The sequence below is a fragment of the Flavobacterium sp. UM26 genome (assembly GCF_057922445.1).
This window is the reverse complement of the sequence record NZ_JBVHCY010000007.1, coordinates 85,826-103,393: the sequence shown is the minus strand read 5'-3', so window position 1 is coordinate 103,393 and position 17,568 is coordinate 85,826. Positions and strand designations below refer to the sequence as shown.

At 33.7% G+C, this 17,568-nt stretch carries 22 protein-coding genes and 2 tRNA genes; 16 read left to right on the top strand and 8 right to left on the bottom strand.

Annotated features, from left to right (window positions below; translation table 11 throughout):
- Nucleotides 1-2 precede the first annotated feature (2 nt).
- Nucleotides 3-299 (bottom strand): DUF493 family protein, encoded by a 297-nt coding sequence (locus tag ACZ1AQ_RS09830; protein WP_489632831.1) that lies wholly within the window; start codon nucleotides 297-299, stop codon nucleotides 3-5.
- A 299-nt stretch (nucleotides 300-598) separates the two neighbouring features.
- Here ACZ1AQ_RS09830 and ACZ1AQ_RS09825 point away from each other — a divergent pair, with 299 nt between their 5' ends.
- The 5 genes from ACZ1AQ_RS09825 to ACZ1AQ_RS09805 all read left to right on the top strand — a co-directional run bounded on the left by ACZ1AQ_RS09825 (nucleotide 599) and on the right by ACZ1AQ_RS09805 (nucleotide 5,157).
- Entirely contained in the window at nucleotides 599-1,141 is a 543-nt protein-coding gene (locus ACZ1AQ_RS09825) for an AAA family ATPase (protein ID WP_489632732.1), read from the top strand.
- Between the two features lie 46 nt (nucleotides 1,142-1,187).
- Entirely contained in the window at nucleotides 1,188-3,080 is a 1,893-nt protein-coding gene (locus tag ACZ1AQ_RS09820; RefSeq protein ID WP_489632731.1) for a RecQ family ATP-dependent DNA helicase, read from the top strand.
- A gap of 1 nt (nucleotide 3,081) precedes the next feature.
- Entirely contained in the window at nucleotides 3,082-4,029 is a 948-nt protein-coding gene (gene fmt, locus ACZ1AQ_RS09815; protein ID WP_489632730.1) for a methionyl-tRNA formyltransferase, read from the top strand.
- A 175-nt stretch (nucleotides 4,030-4,204) separates the two neighbouring features.
- The gene (locus tag ACZ1AQ_RS09810) at nucleotides 4,205-4,477 is read left to right on the top strand and encodes an HU family DNA-binding protein (protein WP_064714443.1); all 273 of its coding nucleotides are present in this window, start codon (nucleotides 4,205-4,207) and stop codon (nucleotides 4,475-4,477) included.
- 119 nt (nucleotides 4,478-4,596) lie between these two features.
- A complete protein-coding gene (locus ACZ1AQ_RS09805) occupies nucleotides 4,597-5,157 on the top strand; it encodes a YqgE/AlgH family protein (protein ID WP_489632729.1) in 561 nt (186 codons plus the stop codon).
- Here ACZ1AQ_RS09805 and ACZ1AQ_RS09800 read toward each other — a convergent pair.
- Both ACZ1AQ_RS09800 and ACZ1AQ_RS09795 read right to left on the bottom strand, forming a co-directional pair.
- Nucleotides 5,154-5,993, bottom strand: a complete 840-nt coding sequence (locus ACZ1AQ_RS09800) for an aminotransferase class IV (protein WP_489632728.1) — start codon at nucleotides 5,991-5,993, stop codon at nucleotides 5,154-5,156. The genes ACZ1AQ_RS09805 and ACZ1AQ_RS09800 overlap by 4 nt on opposite strands.
- Before the next feature lie 55 nt (nucleotides 5,994-6,048).
- Nucleotides 6,049-6,441 (bottom strand): START-like domain-containing protein, encoded by a 393-nt coding sequence (locus ACZ1AQ_RS09795; RefSeq protein ID WP_159682455.1) that lies wholly within the window; start codon nucleotides 6,439-6,441, stop codon nucleotides 6,049-6,051.
- A gap of 151 nt (nucleotides 6,442-6,592) precedes the next feature.
- Between ACZ1AQ_RS09795 and ACZ1AQ_RS09790 the strand changes: the two genes are divergently transcribed.
- Together ACZ1AQ_RS09790 and ACZ1AQ_RS09785 are read left to right on the top strand one after the other, a co-directional pair.
- Nucleotides 6,593-6,669, top strand: a tRNA-Met gene (locus ACZ1AQ_RS09790).
- A 204-nt stretch (nucleotides 6,670-6,873) separates the two neighbouring features.
- A complete protein-coding gene (locus ACZ1AQ_RS09785; protein ID WP_315145814.1) occupies nucleotides 6,874-7,056 on the top strand; it encodes a hypothetical protein in 183 nt (60 codons plus the stop codon).
- A gap of 53 nt (nucleotides 7,057-7,109) precedes the next feature.
- Here the strand turns inward: ACZ1AQ_RS09785 and ACZ1AQ_RS09780 are convergent, their stop codons facing one another.
- Nucleotides 7,110-7,562 carry a DUF4442 domain-containing protein gene (locus tag ACZ1AQ_RS09780; protein WP_489632727.1) on the bottom strand — a complete coding sequence of 151 codons (453 nt, stop codon included), beginning with the start codon at nucleotides 7,560-7,562 and terminating at the stop codon, nucleotides 7,110-7,112.
- A gap of 253 nt (nucleotides 7,563-7,815) precedes the next feature.
- On the opposite strand from ACZ1AQ_RS09780, the gene ACZ1AQ_RS09775 reads away from it, so the two are divergent.
- From ACZ1AQ_RS09775 to ACZ1AQ_RS09760, 4 genes are all read left to right on the top strand, one after another.
- Complete coding sequence (locus ACZ1AQ_RS09775; RefSeq protein ID WP_489632726.1) at nucleotides 7,816-8,271, top strand: DUF4870 domain-containing protein; 456 nt, start codon at nucleotides 7,816-7,818, stop codon at nucleotides 8,269-8,271.
- A 122-nt stretch (nucleotides 8,272-8,393) separates the two neighbouring features.
- Nucleotides 8,394-8,726 carry a PadR family transcriptional regulator gene (locus ACZ1AQ_RS09770; RefSeq protein ID WP_489632725.1) on the top strand — a complete coding sequence of 111 codons (333 nt, stop codon included), beginning with the start codon at nucleotides 8,394-8,396 and terminating at the stop codon, nucleotides 8,724-8,726.
- A 2-nt stretch (nucleotides 8,727-8,728) separates the two neighbouring features.
- Nucleotides 8,729-10,453: a PspC domain-containing protein gene (locus tag ACZ1AQ_RS09765; RefSeq protein ID WP_489632724.1), complete on the top strand. Its 1,725-nt coding sequence runs from the start codon at nucleotides 8,729-8,731 to the stop codon at nucleotides 10,451-10,453.
- A 2-nt stretch (nucleotides 10,454-10,455) separates the two neighbouring features.
- On the top strand, nucleotides 10,456-11,196 hold the full coding sequence (locus tag ACZ1AQ_RS09760) for a head GIN domain-containing protein (protein WP_489632723.1): 741 nt from the start codon (nucleotides 10,456-10,458) through the stop codon (nucleotides 11,194-11,196).
- A gap of 204 nt (nucleotides 11,197-11,400) precedes the next feature.
- On the opposite strand, the gene trxB is transcribed toward ACZ1AQ_RS09760, so the two are convergent.
- From trxB to ACZ1AQ_RS09740, 4 genes are all read right to left on the bottom strand, one after another.
- On the bottom strand, nucleotides 11,401-12,348 hold the full coding sequence (gene trxB / locus ACZ1AQ_RS09755; protein WP_489632722.1) for a thioredoxin-disulfide reductase: 948 nt from the start codon (nucleotides 12,346-12,348) through the stop codon (nucleotides 11,401-11,403).
- A gap of 407 nt (nucleotides 12,349-12,755) precedes the next feature.
- A complete protein-coding gene (locus ACZ1AQ_RS09750) occupies nucleotides 12,756-12,893 on the bottom strand; it encodes a GIY-YIG nuclease family protein (RefSeq protein ID WP_489632721.1) in 138 nt (45 codons plus the stop codon).
- A gap of 124 nt (nucleotides 12,894-13,017) precedes the next feature.
- Nucleotides 13,018-13,263 (bottom strand): GIY-YIG nuclease family protein, encoded by a 246-nt coding sequence (locus tag ACZ1AQ_RS09745; RefSeq protein WP_489632720.1) that lies wholly within the window; start codon nucleotides 13,261-13,263, stop codon nucleotides 13,018-13,020.
- Nucleotides 13,264-13,305: 42 nt separating this feature from the next.
- Nucleotides 13,306-13,380 (bottom strand) — tRNA-Pro (locus ACZ1AQ_RS09740).
- A 232-nt stretch (nucleotides 13,381-13,612) separates the two neighbouring features.
- Here ACZ1AQ_RS09740 and ACZ1AQ_RS09735 point away from each other — a divergent pair.
- The 5 genes from ACZ1AQ_RS09735 (at nucleotide 13,613) to dapB (ending at nucleotide 17,552) form a co-directional block, all read left to right on the top strand.
- Nucleotides 13,613-14,245, top strand: a complete 633-nt coding sequence (locus ACZ1AQ_RS09735; RefSeq protein ID WP_489632719.1) for a PliI family lysozyme inhibitor of I-type lysozyme — start codon at nucleotides 13,613-13,615, stop codon at nucleotides 14,243-14,245.
- Nucleotides 14,246-14,588: 343 nt separating this feature from the next.
- On the top strand, nucleotides 14,589-15,356 hold the full coding sequence (locus ACZ1AQ_RS09730) for a ParA family protein (protein WP_489632718.1): 768 nt from the start codon (nucleotides 14,589-14,591) through the stop codon (nucleotides 15,354-15,356).
- 5 nt (nucleotides 15,357-15,361) lie between these two features.
- A complete protein-coding gene (locus tag ACZ1AQ_RS09725) occupies nucleotides 15,362-16,261 on the top strand; it encodes a ParB/RepB/Spo0J family partition protein (protein ID WP_489632717.1) in 900 nt (299 codons plus the stop codon).
- Between the two features lie 35 nt (nucleotides 16,262-16,296).
- Entirely contained in the window at nucleotides 16,297-16,821 is a 525-nt protein-coding gene (locus ACZ1AQ_RS09720; protein ID WP_489632830.1) for a DUF5683 domain-containing protein, read from the top strand.
- Between the two features lie 26 nt (nucleotides 16,822-16,847).
- Nucleotides 16,848-17,552 (top strand): 4-hydroxy-tetrahydrodipicolinate reductase, encoded by a 705-nt coding sequence (dapB, locus tag ACZ1AQ_RS09715; protein ID WP_489632716.1) that lies wholly within the window; start codon nucleotides 16,848-16,850, stop codon nucleotides 17,550-17,552.
- Nucleotides 17,553-17,568 lie beyond the last annotated feature (16 nt).

Sequence of the window (17,568 nt, the reverse complement as noted above, 5' to 3'; positions counted from 1 at the left end):
AATTATAGGGAAACAATACCTTCAATTGTAGATAATTCTTGGTATTTTTCAATAATTTCTTGTGAGTTTTTCATGGTCACATCAACAGAAACACTGGTGAATTTACCGGTTTTTGATTTTGTAGTTTTAATTACGGCTCCCATACAATTGAAAGCCTCCTCTACTTTTTTCACATTTCCATCCACTGATGGAACGATAAATTTAAACAAATATTCTGCAGGCCAAGTATTACTTTTATCTAATTCTACTTGCAATCTTTCATAAAAAGCAGCGGTCTCTTTCTCTTTGTCTTTATCCATTACTAATTTAAAATAAACGCAAATATACATTTTTGAAGGCAGATTCAAGAATTTAGGTCCAGGATTTAGGATTTTTTTTAGAATGATCAAAGAAGAGAAACTAGCTTTGCTCAAAAAACTGTTTTTTGTAACACAAAAAAGAAAACCGAAAGCAAAACTCTAAAAGCCAATACATTTAGCTTCTTTTGATACTCAAAAGTACAATCAAAATCAATTGAAGATTCTGCCATAAATAATCCCAACAAAAATGTTTTGAAAACCAATAAGTTTAGGTAAATTTGCGCCCTTATTTACAAAACGTGCAAAAAGAAATCATTGTTATCATTGGAGGTCCTGGAACAGGAAAATCAACTATCATAAATCAGCTTACGGCTATGGGGCATTGCTGCTATCCTGAAATCTCAAGACAAGTAACTGCCGAAGCCAAAAAACTAGGAATCGATCAATTATTTCTAGAAGACCCAATATTGTTTAGTCAAAAACTACTAGAAGGAAGAATTAAACAATTTAACGACGCACAAGAAGAACCTCATCCAGTGGTTTTTATAGACAGAGGCGTACCAGATGTAGTCGCTTATATGAATTTTATTGGAGATGCTTATCCTCCACACTTTGAGGAAGCCTGCGTGACTTGCACTTATTCAAAAATATTCATGCTTCCCCCTTGGGAAGAAATTTACGAAAGCGATGGTGAACGCTACGAAAACTACGAACAAGCACAACAAATATATCTTCATTTGAAAGAAACCTATCAAAACTATGGGTACGAATTAATCGAAGTCCCAAAAGATACCGTTGATAATAGAATTCTTTTTATCTTAGACCGAATTTCTAGCAAATAATTAAGAAATCGGAAACAGATTTCTAGTTTGAACGAAACTGAAATCCATGCATGAAGCCTTACAAATTCTAAAAAAATATTGGAAACACGATAACTTCCGTTCACTTCAACAGGAAATTATCGAATCTGTTCACAAGGGTAAGGACACCCTGGCCATTCTTCCTACAGGAGGAGGAAAATCGGTATGTTTTCAAGTTCCAGCCCTAATGAAAGATGGCATTTGTTTGGTTATATCTCCTCTTGTAGCTTTGATGAAAGACCAAGTTGCTAATCTTCAACAGCGCAACATCAAAGCCATAGCTCTAACTGGCGGAATTGGAACTGAAGAAATCATTGATTTGCTAGACAATTGTCAGTTTGGGAATTACAAATTCTTATACCTTTCTCCAGAACGGCTCCAAGCTGATTGGATTTTAGACAGAATCAAAAACCTCCCTATTAACTTAATTGCTATTGACGAAGCGCATTGTGTATCTCAATGGGGTCATGATTTTAGACCTGCTTACTTAAAAATCTGCCATCTTAAAGAACATTTTCCTAACACTCCTTTTTTGGCATTGACGGCAACAGCTACACCAAAAGTTAAAGAAGACATCATTCAGGATCTCAACTTATATCAACCCACTGTTTTTCAAAAATCATTTGCAAGAAACAATTTAGCTTATATGGTTTTTGAAGTCGAGGACAAACTATATCGCATTCAACAAATACTGATAAAAAATCCTGCACCGTCTATCATATATGTAAGAAACAGAAAATCGTGTTTAGACCTTGCAGCACAGCTCAACACTTTAGGATTTAAAGCCACCTATTACCATGGTGGTCTATCCTATAAAGAAAAAGAGAAAAACATGCAACGATGGATGAATGAAGAGACCCAAGTTATCGTTGCCACCAATGCTTTTGGAATGGGAATTGACAAAGCAAATGTAAAAACGGTCATTCATATTCAATTACCCGAAAATTTAGAAAACTACTACCAAGAAGCAGGAAGAGCAGGAAGAGATGGTAATAAAGCGTATGCCATTTTATTAAATAGCCCCTCTGATAGTATTCAGGCGGAGTCACAGTTCATCAATAATCTACCAGATCGTCCTTTTTTGAATTTGACTTTTGTTAAACTTTGTAATTATTTTCAAATCGCTTATGGAGAAGGAATAAACGAACAGTTCACTTTCAACTTAAACCATTTTTGCACAAAATATAGTTTTCCTATTCTAAAAACGTATCAAGCATTACAATTTTTGGACCAACAAGGCATTATTTCTTTATCTCAAGAATTCTCTGAAAAAATAACTTTGCAATTTTTAATTCCGTCGAAAGAAGTCATTCGATATATTAGCCTTAATCCAAACGACGAAGAGATTATCCTGGCTATTCTTCGAACATATCCTGGCATATACGAAATGCAAACTCCTTTTAATCTTTCGTTAATCGCAAAAAAAGCAAACGTAAAAGAAGAAGCCGTTCAATTGGTTTTAAAAAAATTAACTGAAAAAGAAATCATTGATTATCATGCCAAAAACAATGATGCAACCATTCTTTTTAATGAAGTAAGAGAAGACGAACGAACCATCAATCGGGTAATTAAACATTTGGATCAACAAAACCAGTTAAAAAAAGAACATCTTGCTAGTGTCATAGCATACATACAAAATAAACACCAATGTAAGAGTCAACAGCTTCTTGCTTATTTTGGCGAAAAATCAAGCCCGGAATGTGGTATTTGTTCTTATTGTATCTCCAAATCAAAGCCCACTTATCTTGATGAAGAGTTGCCCAATGTCATACTTGATTTTTTGCAAATAGAAGATTTGAACTCGAGAGAACTCGAAAAAAAGACTCAAAAAAGCGCCGACGCTATTATCTTTGCACTTCAAACCTTGTTGGAACATGACAAAATCAAAATTCTACCCAACAACAAATACACTTTACAATAAAATGGAAAAATTACGAATCGTTTTTATGGGAACTCCTGAGTTTGCCGTGGGAATTCTGGATACAATAATCAAAAATAATTTTGACGTAGTTGGAGTAATTACTGCAACTGATAAGCCTGCTGGACGTGGTCAAAAAATCAAATATTCAGCAGTAAAAGAATATGCACTAGAAAAAGGATTAAAAATACTACAACCTAGTAATTTAAAAGACGAAGGTTTTTTAGCAGAATTACAAGCTCTAAATGCCAATTTACAAATTGTTGTAGCATTCCGAATGCTTCCAAAAGTAGTTTGGGAAATGCCAAAATTGGGAACTTTTAATCTACATGCTTCCCTATTACCTAATTATCGTGGCGCGGCACCTATCAATTGGGCTATTATCAATGGGGAAACCAAAACTGGAGTTACCACATTCTTTATAGATGACAAAATCGATACAGGAGCTATGATCCTTAGCAAAGAAACAACAATCGGCAATGAAGAAACGGCAGGGCAACTGCATGACCGACTCATGTATATCGGAAGTGAAACAGTTGTAGAAACTTTACAACTTATCGAATCCAACAAAGTAACCACTAGAATTCAAGAAGATTCAGACGTAATCAAAACTGCCTACAAGCTCAATAAAGAAAATTGCAAAATAGATTGGAATCAATCTGCCGAAAGCATCCACAATTTGATTCGTGGTTTAAGCCCATATCCAGCTGCTTGGTGCTATTTTAATGACAACAATACCGAATACAATGTAAAGATTTACGAGTCGAAACCTATTATAGAATCACACAATAGCCCCATTGGAAGTATCATTAGCACTAAAAAAGAACTAAAAATAGCCGTTCAAAATGGTTTTATTGAAATTTTGAGTTTGCAATTCCCTGGAAAAAAAAGAATGAAGACTGCGGAACTACTAAATGGAATTACACTTTCTGAAAATGCGAAGGTGGCTTAACATCAGTAAAAATAGGCACTCCCAAACTTTAATACTTTTTCAGACCTCTTTTATGAACAAAAAAAGCAAGTTATTAACAATTTTATTTAAAAATCACAAAAACACTTGCAAGGAACGTAAATCCTACTAAATTTGTTGTAATAACATTTTAACCAACAATTAATAACTATTTATTATGAACAAATCAGAATTAATCGACGCTATTGCTGCTGATGCAGGAATTACTAAAGCAGCTGCAAAATTAGCATTAGAATCATTTTTAGGAAATGTAAGTGGTACCTTGAAAAAAGGAGGAAAAGTATCTTTAGTAGGTTTTGGATCATGGTCAGTTTCTTCAAGAGCGGCTAGAGACGGTAGAAACCCACAAACAGGAAAAACTATTCAAATTGCAGCAAAAAACGTTGTAAAATTCAAAGCTGGAGCTGATTTAGAAGGAGCAGTAAATTAATCCATTCTAACAATAATACATCAAAAACCCTCCATATGGAGGGTTTTTTTTTGCATTTGAACGATTATTTTTGGCAATCTAAATTTATTTTAGTTAAATTTAATAAAAAAAGAAATGTTATGATATCAGAAAAATTAAAAAAAGGACACCTGCTAATAGCAGAACCTTCGCTAATTGGTGATTTATCATTTAATAGATCCGTAATTTTATTAGCCGATCACAACCAAGAAGGCTCAATTGGTTTCATCATCAACAAACCTTTAAAATACACCATTAATGATTTGATTCCTGAAATTGATGCTCGATTCAAAATATACAATGGTGGCCCTGTTGAACAAGATAATCTTTACTTTATTCATAACATTCCCAATCTCATTCCTAATAGCGTTGAAATATCAAACGGCATCTACTGGGGAGGCGATTTTGAATCCACTAAAGAATTGATCAATTCTGGCCTGATAGGAAAAAATAACATCCGTTTTTTTCTTGGTTATACAGGTTGGGATGAAAAACAATTAGAAAACGAAATGGAGGGCAACTCTTGGATTGTCGCCAAAAACTTGTATGAAAACAAAATAATCGGAAAATCTTCTACTCATTTCTGGAAAGAGCAGTTAATGGAACTAGGTGGAGACTATTTAATTTGGTCTAACGCACCGGAAAATCCTTATCTAAACTAATTCATTGCTAAATGTTGATTGAGTAAATCATTCAACATTTTAGCGGTTTCAATTGTAAATACTTTTTTTCTGTATTTTGTAATCGGTTGAATCCCTTTAATAACATTTGTTATAAACAATTCATCTGCTTTTTGAAGGTCAAAAGGAGATATGATTTGCTCAACAACTTCAAAATTGGTTTCCTTTTTTGCCAAACTTAAAATTTGCTTTCTCATAATCCCATTCAAACATCCTTCGCTAATTGGTGGCGTTATTAATGTATTACCCATTCGCATAAACAAATTACCCTGCAAAGCCTCAACAACATTTTTACTGTCATTTAGCAAAATACAATTGTCCAAGTCATTTTCTTTTGCATAAATACTTCCCGTAACGTGAATCATTTTATTAGTAGTCTTCAGCGTAGACAATAATTGCTTAGTAATATAAAAATCTTTATACAAATCCACTTCATATTCCTTTTCGCTAATACTATATACTCGACTCTCTATTGCCGAAGCTTGAATCAAAAAAGAAACCGTAGTATTCGTTGGCAAATAAAATCCACCATCGTTTCTATAAACTGTTATTCTAGCACGAGCAGATTGCTCTATATTATTATTTTTTACCAATGATAAAACTTGTTCTTCAAGATATTCTAGTGTAAAATTCATTGGAATTTCCATACGAACGATTCGCATAGCCGCCATTAATCTAAAATAATGATCTTCAAAAAATAAAATCTTGCCCCCAACAATTTTCAATGTTTCAAACACCGCATCGCCATATAAAAAACCACGATTTTGTTCTAACAAATTTGTATCTGAGTCCTGAAGTATTCCATTAAAATTAATCATAAAAAAAGCCCTAAAGTTAGTTTAGGGCAAAGATATAGTTTAAAATAGACTTTTACTACACGGAACCTATGAGATGTTTTAAATCAGAAATTTGATTTTCCCACAATTGTGAAGCTTCAGGTATTTCGTTTTTCTCAGCAAAATCAATTACCAACAAAGAGACATCCTTAGTCAACTCATCCTCAAGAATATGCAATTCAAAAAAATAATCTGTGTCTTTGTTTTTATCATCGACCCATCTAAATTTAACTTTTTCACCTGATTTTTTCGAAGCCAATCTCGCTTTTTCTTGTGTATCATCCCAAATGAAAGTAAAAAATTCCCCTCTTGAATTCACATCATCAGCAAACCATTCCGCCAAACCCGAAGGTGTCGATATATATTGATACAGTAATTGCGGAGATGAGTTTATAGGGAATTCAATCTCATATCTTACTTTTTGATCCATACTTACTTTTTTTTTTTGGAAATATAAGAATATAATGCCAAAATAAAACGATTTTAAAAAAAAATATTTTTTGAGTAAATATACTTGCCAACTCTAATTTTATTTCTATATTTGCACCCGCATTCAGGGGTTATTTGATTAACCAGAATAAGGCGAGATAGCTCAGTTGGTTAGAGCGCAGGATTCATAACCCTGAGGTCCCGAGTTCAAATCTCGGTCTCGCTACCAGAAGCCTCAAATTTACTATTTGAGGCTTTTTTTATACCCTACATTATCCTATCGTCACTTCACTAATAAAAACCCTAATCAATAAATACATTAAAGATTTTTTGTTAATTTTTATCAAAAAGAGAGCCTCAAAAATCGTACAATTGATTTTCTTGTTATATTTGATAGCATATAAAAGTATATCATAAACTAAACTTAAATACAATGAAAAAAGTAGCCGCAATTTTAGCTTTTTCATTCTTTGCTTTGTCAGTTCAAGCACAAGAAGCTCCAGCTAAAGAAAAAACAAAAAAAGAAACTTCAACAACTAAAAAAGAAGCAACAAAAACAAAGACCGAATGCAAAGCAGAAGGTAAAAAATGTTGCTCTTCTAAAAAATCAAAATAAAAAAATGCCTCAATTGAGGCATTTTTTTATTTTTTACTTAAATCTAGAACTAACTATTTTACTCTAACGCTCCATTCAAAATCCATTTCAGAAACCTGAACTCCTTTTTCATCGGTTCCGATGGATTTCATCCAAAAGGTTTGCCCCTCACCTGTCGCAATAGTTTGTTTTATTGCTTCTTCTATCAAATGTCCATCATTACAGATAAATGTAATTCTGCCTGTGGCTTTCTTGGTAAAATTCCCTTTGTTGTTAGCTACTAACATAGAAATTTTTCTACCGCTTTTTTGAATTTGATACATTACTAATGCCCCTGTAGACAACTCTGCAGCCATTGCTTGAACAGCAAAATACATAGAATTAAACGGATTTTGATTGATCCAGCGGTGCTTTACACTTACTACACATTGCTTTTCGTTAATTGCTTTTACCCTTACTCCACACAAAAAAGCCGAAGGAAGTTTAAAAAATAAAAATTGATTCAATTTTGATACGTTTATTTCCATTATATATTGGTTTTTGGGTAAAAGTACAAAAAAATACTATGCATACATACAAAATTACAATATCACCCCTAAACCATAACCACATCTCCAAATAACACACTCAAAGTACTACTAATCAACAGAAAACAACTAAATAAGCAGCAACTAAAAAAAATAAATTTGTTAATATTTTGTTAATATTCACTACTATGCGATACAAGATACTTTTTTTTAGACATATATTTGCATAAGAAATTACTATATACTTTAAATCATGGAAACATCATCAGAAAAAAACATTGCAACATTTACTCATCTGAGTACACTGAGCCAGTATATAATTCCTTTTGGAAATTATATCTTCCCTATTTTGATTTGGACTTCAAAAAAAGATCAATCAGAATTTGTAGACCATCACGGAAAACAAGCTATTAATTTTCAATTAAGTATCCTTATTTACTCTTTGGTATTGGCAGCAATAGCATTACCGATATTAATTTTTACTGTTTTTAACAATATGACCTTTGATGAATTCTACCACAATCAAGGATTAGTGATTAGAGACTTTAATTTTGAAGACCACATTGGACTTATTACAGTTGGGATCATCGCTGCTCTTACTTTTGTTGGATTCAAAATAGCAGAATTCTTCTTGATCATTATTGCAGCTGTCAAAACATCAAATGGAGAAAAATATCAATATCCATTCACTATTCCCTTTATAAAGTAATCAATTATAAAGTAGTATATAGTAGTCTAATCAACGCTATAAATCATCTCAACTATCACCTGTAATGGAAAGTAATCAAAAAACGAACAGTTCTAATCAAACAAAAAATCAAAACGAAAATTATGAACATTGAAAACACAAAAGCCCAGATGCGTAAAGGTGTTCTCGAGTTTTGCATCTTATCTGTATTAAAAGAAAAAGATGCCTACACTTCTGAAATATTAGACACTTTAAAAGACGCTAAATTGTTAGTAGTAGAGGGAACCATTTATCCTTTGCTAACTCGATTAAAAAATGATGGATTACTCAACTATCGTTGGGAGGAATCAACCTCTGGACCACCAAGAAAGTATTATGGTCTTACTGAAATAGGTCAAACCTTTTTAACTGAATTAAGCGGCACTTGGAATGAATTATCCGAAGCTGTAAGTCTAATAACCAACCAAAAAAAATAGTCATGAACAAAACTGTAAATATAAACCTAGGAGGAATGTTCTTCCATATTGATGAAGATGCATACCAAAAATTAACTCGATATTTTGAAGCTATAAGACGCTCTTTGTCTAAATCTTCTGGTCAAGAAGAAATCATAAAAGACATCGAAATGCGTGTTTCAGAATTATTGAATGAAAAACAAAAGAGCGACAAACACGTTGTAGGTCTGAAAGACGTAGACGAAGTTATCGCAGTAATGGGACAACCAGAAGACTATATCATTGAAGAAGAAACAAGTAGTTCACAAAAATTTAATGAGTATAGCGCTAGAAACACCAAAAAATTATACCGTGACAAAGAAAAAGGAATGATTGGTGGTGTAGCCACAGGTCTTGGACATTACTTTGGTATCGATGCGGTTTGGTTAAAAATCATGTTCTTAATCTTTGTTTTTGCTGGATTTGGTTCAGGTATATTGGCTTATATCATTCTATGGATTGTAACTCCTGAAGCCATCACTACTTCGGAAAAACTAGAAATGACTGGCGAACCCGTAACGATCTCTAATATTGAAAAAAAAGTACGTGAAGAATTTGAAAACGTATCTGGTAAATTCAAAAATGCCGATTATGACAAAATGGGAAACCAAGTCAAATCGGGAGCAGAAAAGCTAGGCAATACTCTGGGTGACTTCATTATGACACTTTTTAAAGTTTTTGCTAAAGTTTTAGGCGTTATTTTGATTTTGACAGGACTTTTTACACTAGTTAGCTTATTTATTGGTGTATTTACATTAGGTTCTTCAGCATTCATCGATTTTCCTTGGCAAAACTTTGTAGAAGCAGGGAACTTTGCTGACTATCCTGTTTGGAGCTTTGGTCTATTGATGTTTTTTGCTATCGGAATCCCATTCTTTTTCCTTACTGTATTAGGATTTAAATTATTGTCGCCAACAATAGGTTCTATTGGAAATATCGCTAAATATAGTTTATTAGCATTGTGGTTAATCTCTATTGCAATCCTCATCTCTATTGGAGTAAAAACAGCTACTCAAGTAGCATATGATGGAAAAACAGTAGCAAAACAAAACATTCCTTTGAGTGCAAACGATACTTTATTCGTAAAATTCAGATACAATGATTATTACACAAAAGATATTGACGAGCATACTGAATTTGAATTTGTACAAGACTCTGCAGACAACAAATTGATTTATTCTAACAATGTAAGCTTGAGAATTTTGTATACCGATGAAAAAACTCCTTACATCCAAATTGAAAGAACGGCGAAAGGAAAATCGTTTCAAGACGCAAAATTCAGAGCTGAAAAAATTCAATATGGGATAAAAGTAGAAGGAAATCATTTGTACTTAGACAATTATTTATTGACAGATGTAAAAAACAAATTCCGTGATCAAGAAGTTGAATTGTACTTGTATTTACCAGAAGGTACGTTATTGAAACCAGACGCATCGGTACAAAACTACGATCGTTCAGACAATGATTTCTTTAATTTACACTACAGCTCAGATAATTACGTTTACAAAGTGACTGATTCTCAGATAAAATGTTTAAATTGCCCTGATGATGAGGACGAGTGGAATGATGTAGAAAACGATTCAAAATCTACTAATGTTACCATCAACGAAAATGGTATTTCTATTAAAAAAGATACTTTAATTAAATCCAATAAGGATATAAAAGAATTAAAAATCAATAAAGACGGAATAATCATCAAAACCGAATAGCTATGGTAAAAATAATCACTTTAGTAACAAAATTCATCATTGTTACATTGACCGCTTTACTTTTTGCCTCTTGTAACTTGTCCACAAATTTCAATTCCATCACAGGAAGTGGTAATGTAACTACCGAAAAGAGAATTGTAAATGGCGATTTTAAAAGTATTGAAGTAGGAAACGCTATCGATTTGGTAGTAGAACAAGCCGACAGAGTTGAGATTATAGTAGAAGCCGATGATAATTTGCAAAAAGAAATCACTACCAAAGTAGAAAATGGCAAGCTTATTATTGGATGTAAATACAGTTCTTTCTTAAATATCACTTCGAAAAAAGTTATTGTTCGCGCTCCTATCATTGAAGGTATAGAAGCCAATAGTGCTTCGACTGTGAATAGCAAATCTACCCTTAAAGCTGCTGAATTTAAGATTGATGCATCGAGTGCGGCTTCTTTGGATTTGAACGTAGAGTCTGAAAAAATTATTTGTGATTCGGGAAGCGGAAGTAGCATTGAATTGAAAGGTAAAGCTATTAGCTTAGAAACCAATTCTTCGAGCGGAAGTTCTATCAATGCCGAAGAGCTATTGGCAAACGATATTAAATCACAGGCTTCCTCAGGAAGTATACAATCATTACATCCGTTGGTGAGCCTTGATGCCGAAGCATCTAGTGGAGGAAATATCTCTTATAAAAATAAGCCAAAAAGCCTGAAAAAAAGCGAAAATTCTGGCGGTTCGATAAGCCAAGAATAGTTTTTGGTTGACATAAAAAAAGTCCTTCTTCGTGAAGGACTTTTTTTATGTCTAAATTAAGAATGCAACCCAAAATTCTCATTGCTGCTCTTTAGCCCCGATTGTAGTGGAAATCCTTTGTTGCCGGGGTTCGGCAACAAAGATTATAACGGAGAGCGGGACTTTGAATACAAAAAAGCGCTTTGACTACTGCTCCTAAAAAGATTATTCTTTGGCAGCCAAATAACGCTCAGCATCCAATGCGGCCATACAACCTGTACCCGCAGCAGTAATGGCTTGGCGGTATACGTGATCGGCAGCGTCTCCTGCTACGAAAACTCCTGCCACATTCGTTTTGGAACTTCCAGGAACATTTACGATATATCCCGTTTCGTCTAAGGTCAGGTAATCTTTGAAAATATCGGTGTTGGGTTTGTGACCAATGGCTACGAAAAATCCAGTAGCTGGAATGTCATACACTTCATCGGTGGTTTTGTTTTTTACTTTGATAGCCGAAACGACTTGTTCATCTCCTAAAACTTCAACGGTATCGTGGTTTAAAAGGATTTCGATGTTTTCGGTTTTGCGAACTCTTTCTTCCATAATTTTGGAAGCTCTGAATTTATCGCTTCTAACCAACATCGTTACTTTTTTACACAACTTAGATAGGTAGTGTGCTTCTTCGCAAGCTGAATCCCCTGCTCCAACGATTACTACTTCTTGATTTCTGTAGAAAAATCCATCGCAAACGGCACAAGCAGAAACTCCTCCACCCATTTTTAAATAATGTTGTTCCGATGGTAAACCTAAATATTTTGCAGAAGCTCCTGTAGAAATAATTACGGTTTCGCAGTGCAATTCGATGGTGTCATTAATCCAAACTTTGTGGATATCGCCAGAGAAATCAACTTTGGTAGCCCAACCATCGCGCACATCGGCACCAAAACGTTGCGCTTGTTGTTGCAACTGGATCATCATTTCTGGACCAGTTACACCATCTACATAACCAGGGAAATTTTCTACTTCGTTGGTCGTTGTCAACTGTCCACCAGGTTGCATTCCTTGGTACAAAACTGGATTCATATTGGCTCTAGCAGCATAAATAGCAGCGGTATAACCCGCAGGTCCTGAACCTATAATTAGGCATTTTATTTTTTCGATAGTATTTGACATTGTGTTTTGAGTTTTTTAAAATACACGCAAAAATAGGATTTTAAAAAATAATAACTCGATTTGAAGTATTTGTTTTGATTATGGGGTAATAAAAAAACACATTCTTACTAAGTATAGTGCAATAGTATTTGTTATAAAATGTTTTTTTGAGTCACTTATCCTAGACGTGACAAATAGAAAATAAAAAATCCCTTCTGAAACTCAGAAAGGATTTTGTCGGGGTGGCAGTGTTTATTCCGTTTAACGGAAATTCGAACCTGCGACCTTCCCGATTACCATCGGGACGCGATAACCGTTCACTACTTTTTTAAGAGTTGGATTTTGACTTTGCTTTTCCAACTTTTTATTTCTTTTTCTCTTTTAATAGCTTCACTCTTTTCTGGGAACTTCTCAAAATAAAACAACTCTCAATCTTTAATTCTTCCAGTAAAACCTTTATGATTACTTAAATGACGTCTTAGTCGTTCATCAATAGTCATAGAAGTATAACCAACATAAAACTTGTCAGCGGATTTTGAATATAATATGTAAACTGTAAATTCCATATATACAAAAAAATCCCTTCTGAAAAACAGAAAGGATTTTGTCGGGGTGGCAGTGTTTATTCCGTTTAACGGAAATTCGAACCTGCGACCTTCCCGATTACCATCGGGACGCGATAACCGTTCACTACTTTTTTAAGAGTTGGATTTTGACTTTGCTTTTCCAACTTTTTATTTCTTTTTCTCTTTTAATAGCTTCACTCTTTTCTGGGAACTTCTCAAAATAAAACAACTCCCAATCTTTAATTCTTCCAGTAAAACCTTTATGATTACTTAAATGACGCCTTAGTCGTTCATCAATAGTCATAGAAGTATAACCAACATAAAACTTGTCAGCGGATTTTGAATATAATATGTAAACTGTAAATTCCATATATACAAAAAAAATCCCTTCTGAAAAACAGAAAGGATTTTGTCGGGGTGGCAGGATTCGAACCTGCGACCTCCTGCTCCCAAAGCAGGCGCGATAACCGGGCTACGCTACACCCCGTAACGCGGGTGCAAATATAGAATACTTTTTTGGCTATCACAAGTTATTTCAGAAATAAAATTACTTAATATCTTAGGTCATCACCAAAAACAAACCATTCAATTCAATTCCAAATACTTAGAACAACTTTCAATACATAATTTTACTATCAATTTTAGAGATTAGAATTGGGATTATCATTTCATTTTTATTAACTTTCAACTATTAATCAATTAAAAAACAATCATTTAAAATGAAAAAGTATCATTTAATCAGCTTAGCACTAACTTTAGCACTTTTTTCTATTAGTTGTCAAAAGAAAACGGAAACAACTACCGAATCCAATAAGCCAAAAGATTCCATTACTACTACAAGTTCAGAGCCAGTAGAACCAAAAACAGCTTTTAAAAAGACTGTTTCTTATAAAACCATAAGTTTTGATATAACTAAATCAGGCGACACCCTATCGATTCAACCCTCAGGCTTTGAATCAGACAACACAAAAGTTATCAAAACCATTGAAGGAACGGTTACAAATATTGAAGTTGACGACATAAATGCTGATGGTTCTCCGGAATTAATGATTTACATTACTAGTTCAGGAAGTGGAAGCTACGGAACAGCCATAGGTTTTTCTGGAAACAACAATAAATCAATGAGCGAAATCTCTATTCCTAGCATAGTTGACAATCCCAAAACAAACAAAGGATATATGGGTCATGATGATTTTGCAATTGTCGAAAACACTTTCGTGCAACGATTCCCTTTGTATAAAGAAGGAGACAGTAATAGTAAGCCTACCGGCGGAACTCGACAAATTCAATACAAATTAAAAAATGGAGAAGCTTCAAAAGTTTTTGTAATTGACAAAATCATTGAATACTAACACATAATATATTTACTAGTTTTTTTAAGCATCAATCAACATGTTTCGTTCATTTAGTTGATACAATTTCAATACTAAAAATTTTAAAAAATCATTTACTCATTAAATTAAATACTTCTAAAAAAGAAGAACCTAGCAAGTAACTCCACTTTTTTTTGCCTTTGAGATTTAACAAATAGCCATAAAATAACCGTAAAAAAAATAATTCCGTAATTAGAAGCGCTTTCGCTTGTAAAAAATATAGTCTTGAAAATGGTTTCTGAAAACAATCACAAATGTTATTAAATAGATTTTCAATAACCATAAAAAATTGTATTTTTACCGCTCAAAATTCAAAAAACAAATGGGCAAAATCATTGCGATTGCTAATCAAAAAGGAGGAGTTGGAAAAACTACAACATCCGTAAATCTTGCAGCATCATTAGGTGTTTTAGAAAAAAAAGTTTTATTAATTGATGCTGACCCTCAAGCCAATGCCACGTCTGGACTTGGAATTGACGTTGAATCAGTTGAAATTGGCACCTACCAAATTTTAGAACACAGTCATACACCGCACGAAGCGTTACTGAAATGTACCGCTCCAAACGTAGACGTGATTCCTTCCCATATCGACCTTGTGGCTATCGAAATCGAATTGGTAGACAAAGAAAACCGTGAGTACATGCTCAAAAAATCATTAGATAGTATCAAAGATGAATACGATTACATTTTGATTGATTGTGCTCCGTCTTTGGGTTTACTAACTTTGAATGCACTTACTGCAGCTGATTCTGTAATTATTCCGATTCAGTGCGAATATTTTGCACTCGAAGGATTAGGCAAATTATTGAATACCGTAAAAAGTATTCAAAAAATTCACAATCCAGATTTAGACATCGAGGGATTATTACTAACTATGTATGATTCTAGACTACGATTATCTAATCAAGTTTTAGAAGAAGTACAAAAGCATTTCAACGATATGGTTTTTGAAACTGTAATCCAACGAAATGTAAAATTGAGTGAAGCTCCTAGTTTTGGTGAAAGTATCATCAACTATGACGCAACTAGTAAAGGAGCGGTTAACTATATTCACTTAGCTCAAGAAATAATAAAGAAAAATAGCAAATAGGTTTTATGACAAAAGCAGTAAAAAAACAAGCACTCGGTAGAGGATTATCCGCATTATTAAAAGACCCTGAAAACGATATTAAATCGGTTGAGGACAAAAATGCAGACAAAGTTGTTGGTAATATTATTGAGCTTGAAATTGATGCTATTGAAATTAATCCATTTCAACCTAGGACTAATTTCAATGAAGAATCACTGCGTGAATTAGCCACTTCTATTAAAGAATTAGGTGTGATTCAACCTATTACCGTTCGTAAATTAGATTTTAATAAATACCAACTAATTTCTGGGGAACGTCGTTTGCGTGCTTCTGTTTTAGTAGGACTTACTACAATTCCTGCATACATTCGAATTGCAAATGATAATGAATCATTAGTTATGGCTTTGGTGGAAAACATTCAACGTCATGACTTAGACCCAATTGAGATTGCGCTTTCTTATCAACGTTTAATGGATGAAATCCAATTGACTCAAGAACAAATGAGTGAAAGAGTAGGTAAAAAACGCTCTACCATTGCCAACTATTTACGTCTTTTAAAACTAGACCCAATTATTCAAACTGGAATTAGAGACGGTTTTATTAGTATGGGACACGGTCGTGCTATCATCAATGTTGAGGATTTAGACGTACAAGCCCAGATGTATCAGAAAATTGTTAGCCAGAATCTATCGGTGCGTGAAACTGAAACTTTGGTAAAAAACTATCACGAAAGTTTGTTACCAAAATCAAATACGCCTTCAAAATCTGCTGCTTTCGAAATTGACGATGAGCAACAGCACAGTTTTAATTCTTATTTTGGAACCAAAGTTGATTTGAAAGTAGACCCTAAAGGAAAAGGGAAAATAACAATTCCATTTCACTCTCAAGAAGATTTAAACAGAATTATCAAATTAATCAAAGGGTAGTGACTAAATTCCTTACCATATGTATCCTCGCTTTTATGCTCGGAAATGGTTTTGTTTTTGCACAAGATAAAAAAACGGAAGTTTTAGTTGCAAAAGACACTGTCCAATCCAATGATATTGACCCACTAACACCTGCAAAAGCTGCTTTTTACTCAGCTATTTTACCAGGTCTAGGTCAAGCCTACAACAAAAAGTATTGGAAAATTCCACTAGTTTATGCTGGAATAGGTACTAGCTTGTATTTTTATATTGACAATAATAGAAAATACAATCAATATCGTGATGCTTACAAAAGAAGATTAGAAGGTTACACTGATGACAAATTTTCTTATTTAGACAATAGCCGACTCATTGCTGGACAAAAATTCTACCAACGCAACAGAGATTTATCGGCATTAGTAACCGTTGGTTTTTATGTGCTAAATATTATTGACGCCAATGTAGATGCGGCTTTAATTCAGTTTAATGTAAATGAAAACCTATCATTTAAACCTGAAATTTACCCAAACGATGTAACGTTTCGTCCCAACGTTGGACTAACTTTCAATTATACTTTTTAATAAGTACTTATTTTAAATCAAAAAAAATGAAGATTGCGCTTTTAGGATACGGAAAAATGGGCCAAGTAATCGAAAGAATTGCACTTGAAAGAGGCCACGAAATAGTTTTGAAAAAAGACGAATTCAACACTTACGAAGGACTAGAAAAAGCCGATGTTGCCATAGATTTCAGTGTCCCAGCAGCAGCAGTTGCCAATATTTCGGCTAGTTTTAACAACAATGTCCCTGTCGTTTCGGGTACAACTGGTTGGTTAGAACACTATGACGAAATGATTGCCTTATGTAAAGAAAAAAACGGTGGTTTTATTTCTAGTTCTAACTTCAGTTTAGGGGTAAATCTATTTTTTGAATTGAATTCCTATTTATCAAAAATAATGGCTCCTTATGATTCTTACAAAGTTTCAATGGAGGAAATTCACCATATTCATAAGTTAGACGCACCAAGTGGCACAGCTATTACCCTTGCCGAAGGAGTTATAGAAAACAGTAACTATTCAAAATGGACACTAGACAATAGTCCAAAAGAAAACGAACTCCACATTGAAGCCATTAGAACAGGAGAAGTACCAGGTACACATACAGTAACCTACAACTCCCCTATCGACTCTATCGAAATTAAGCATACTGCTCACAACAGAGAAGGATTTGCCTTAGGTGCTGTTATTGCAGCAGAATGGTTGGCAGGAAAACAAGGTGTTTTCACCATGAAAGATGTTTTAAATTTTAAATAATCATAGAGCTACATTA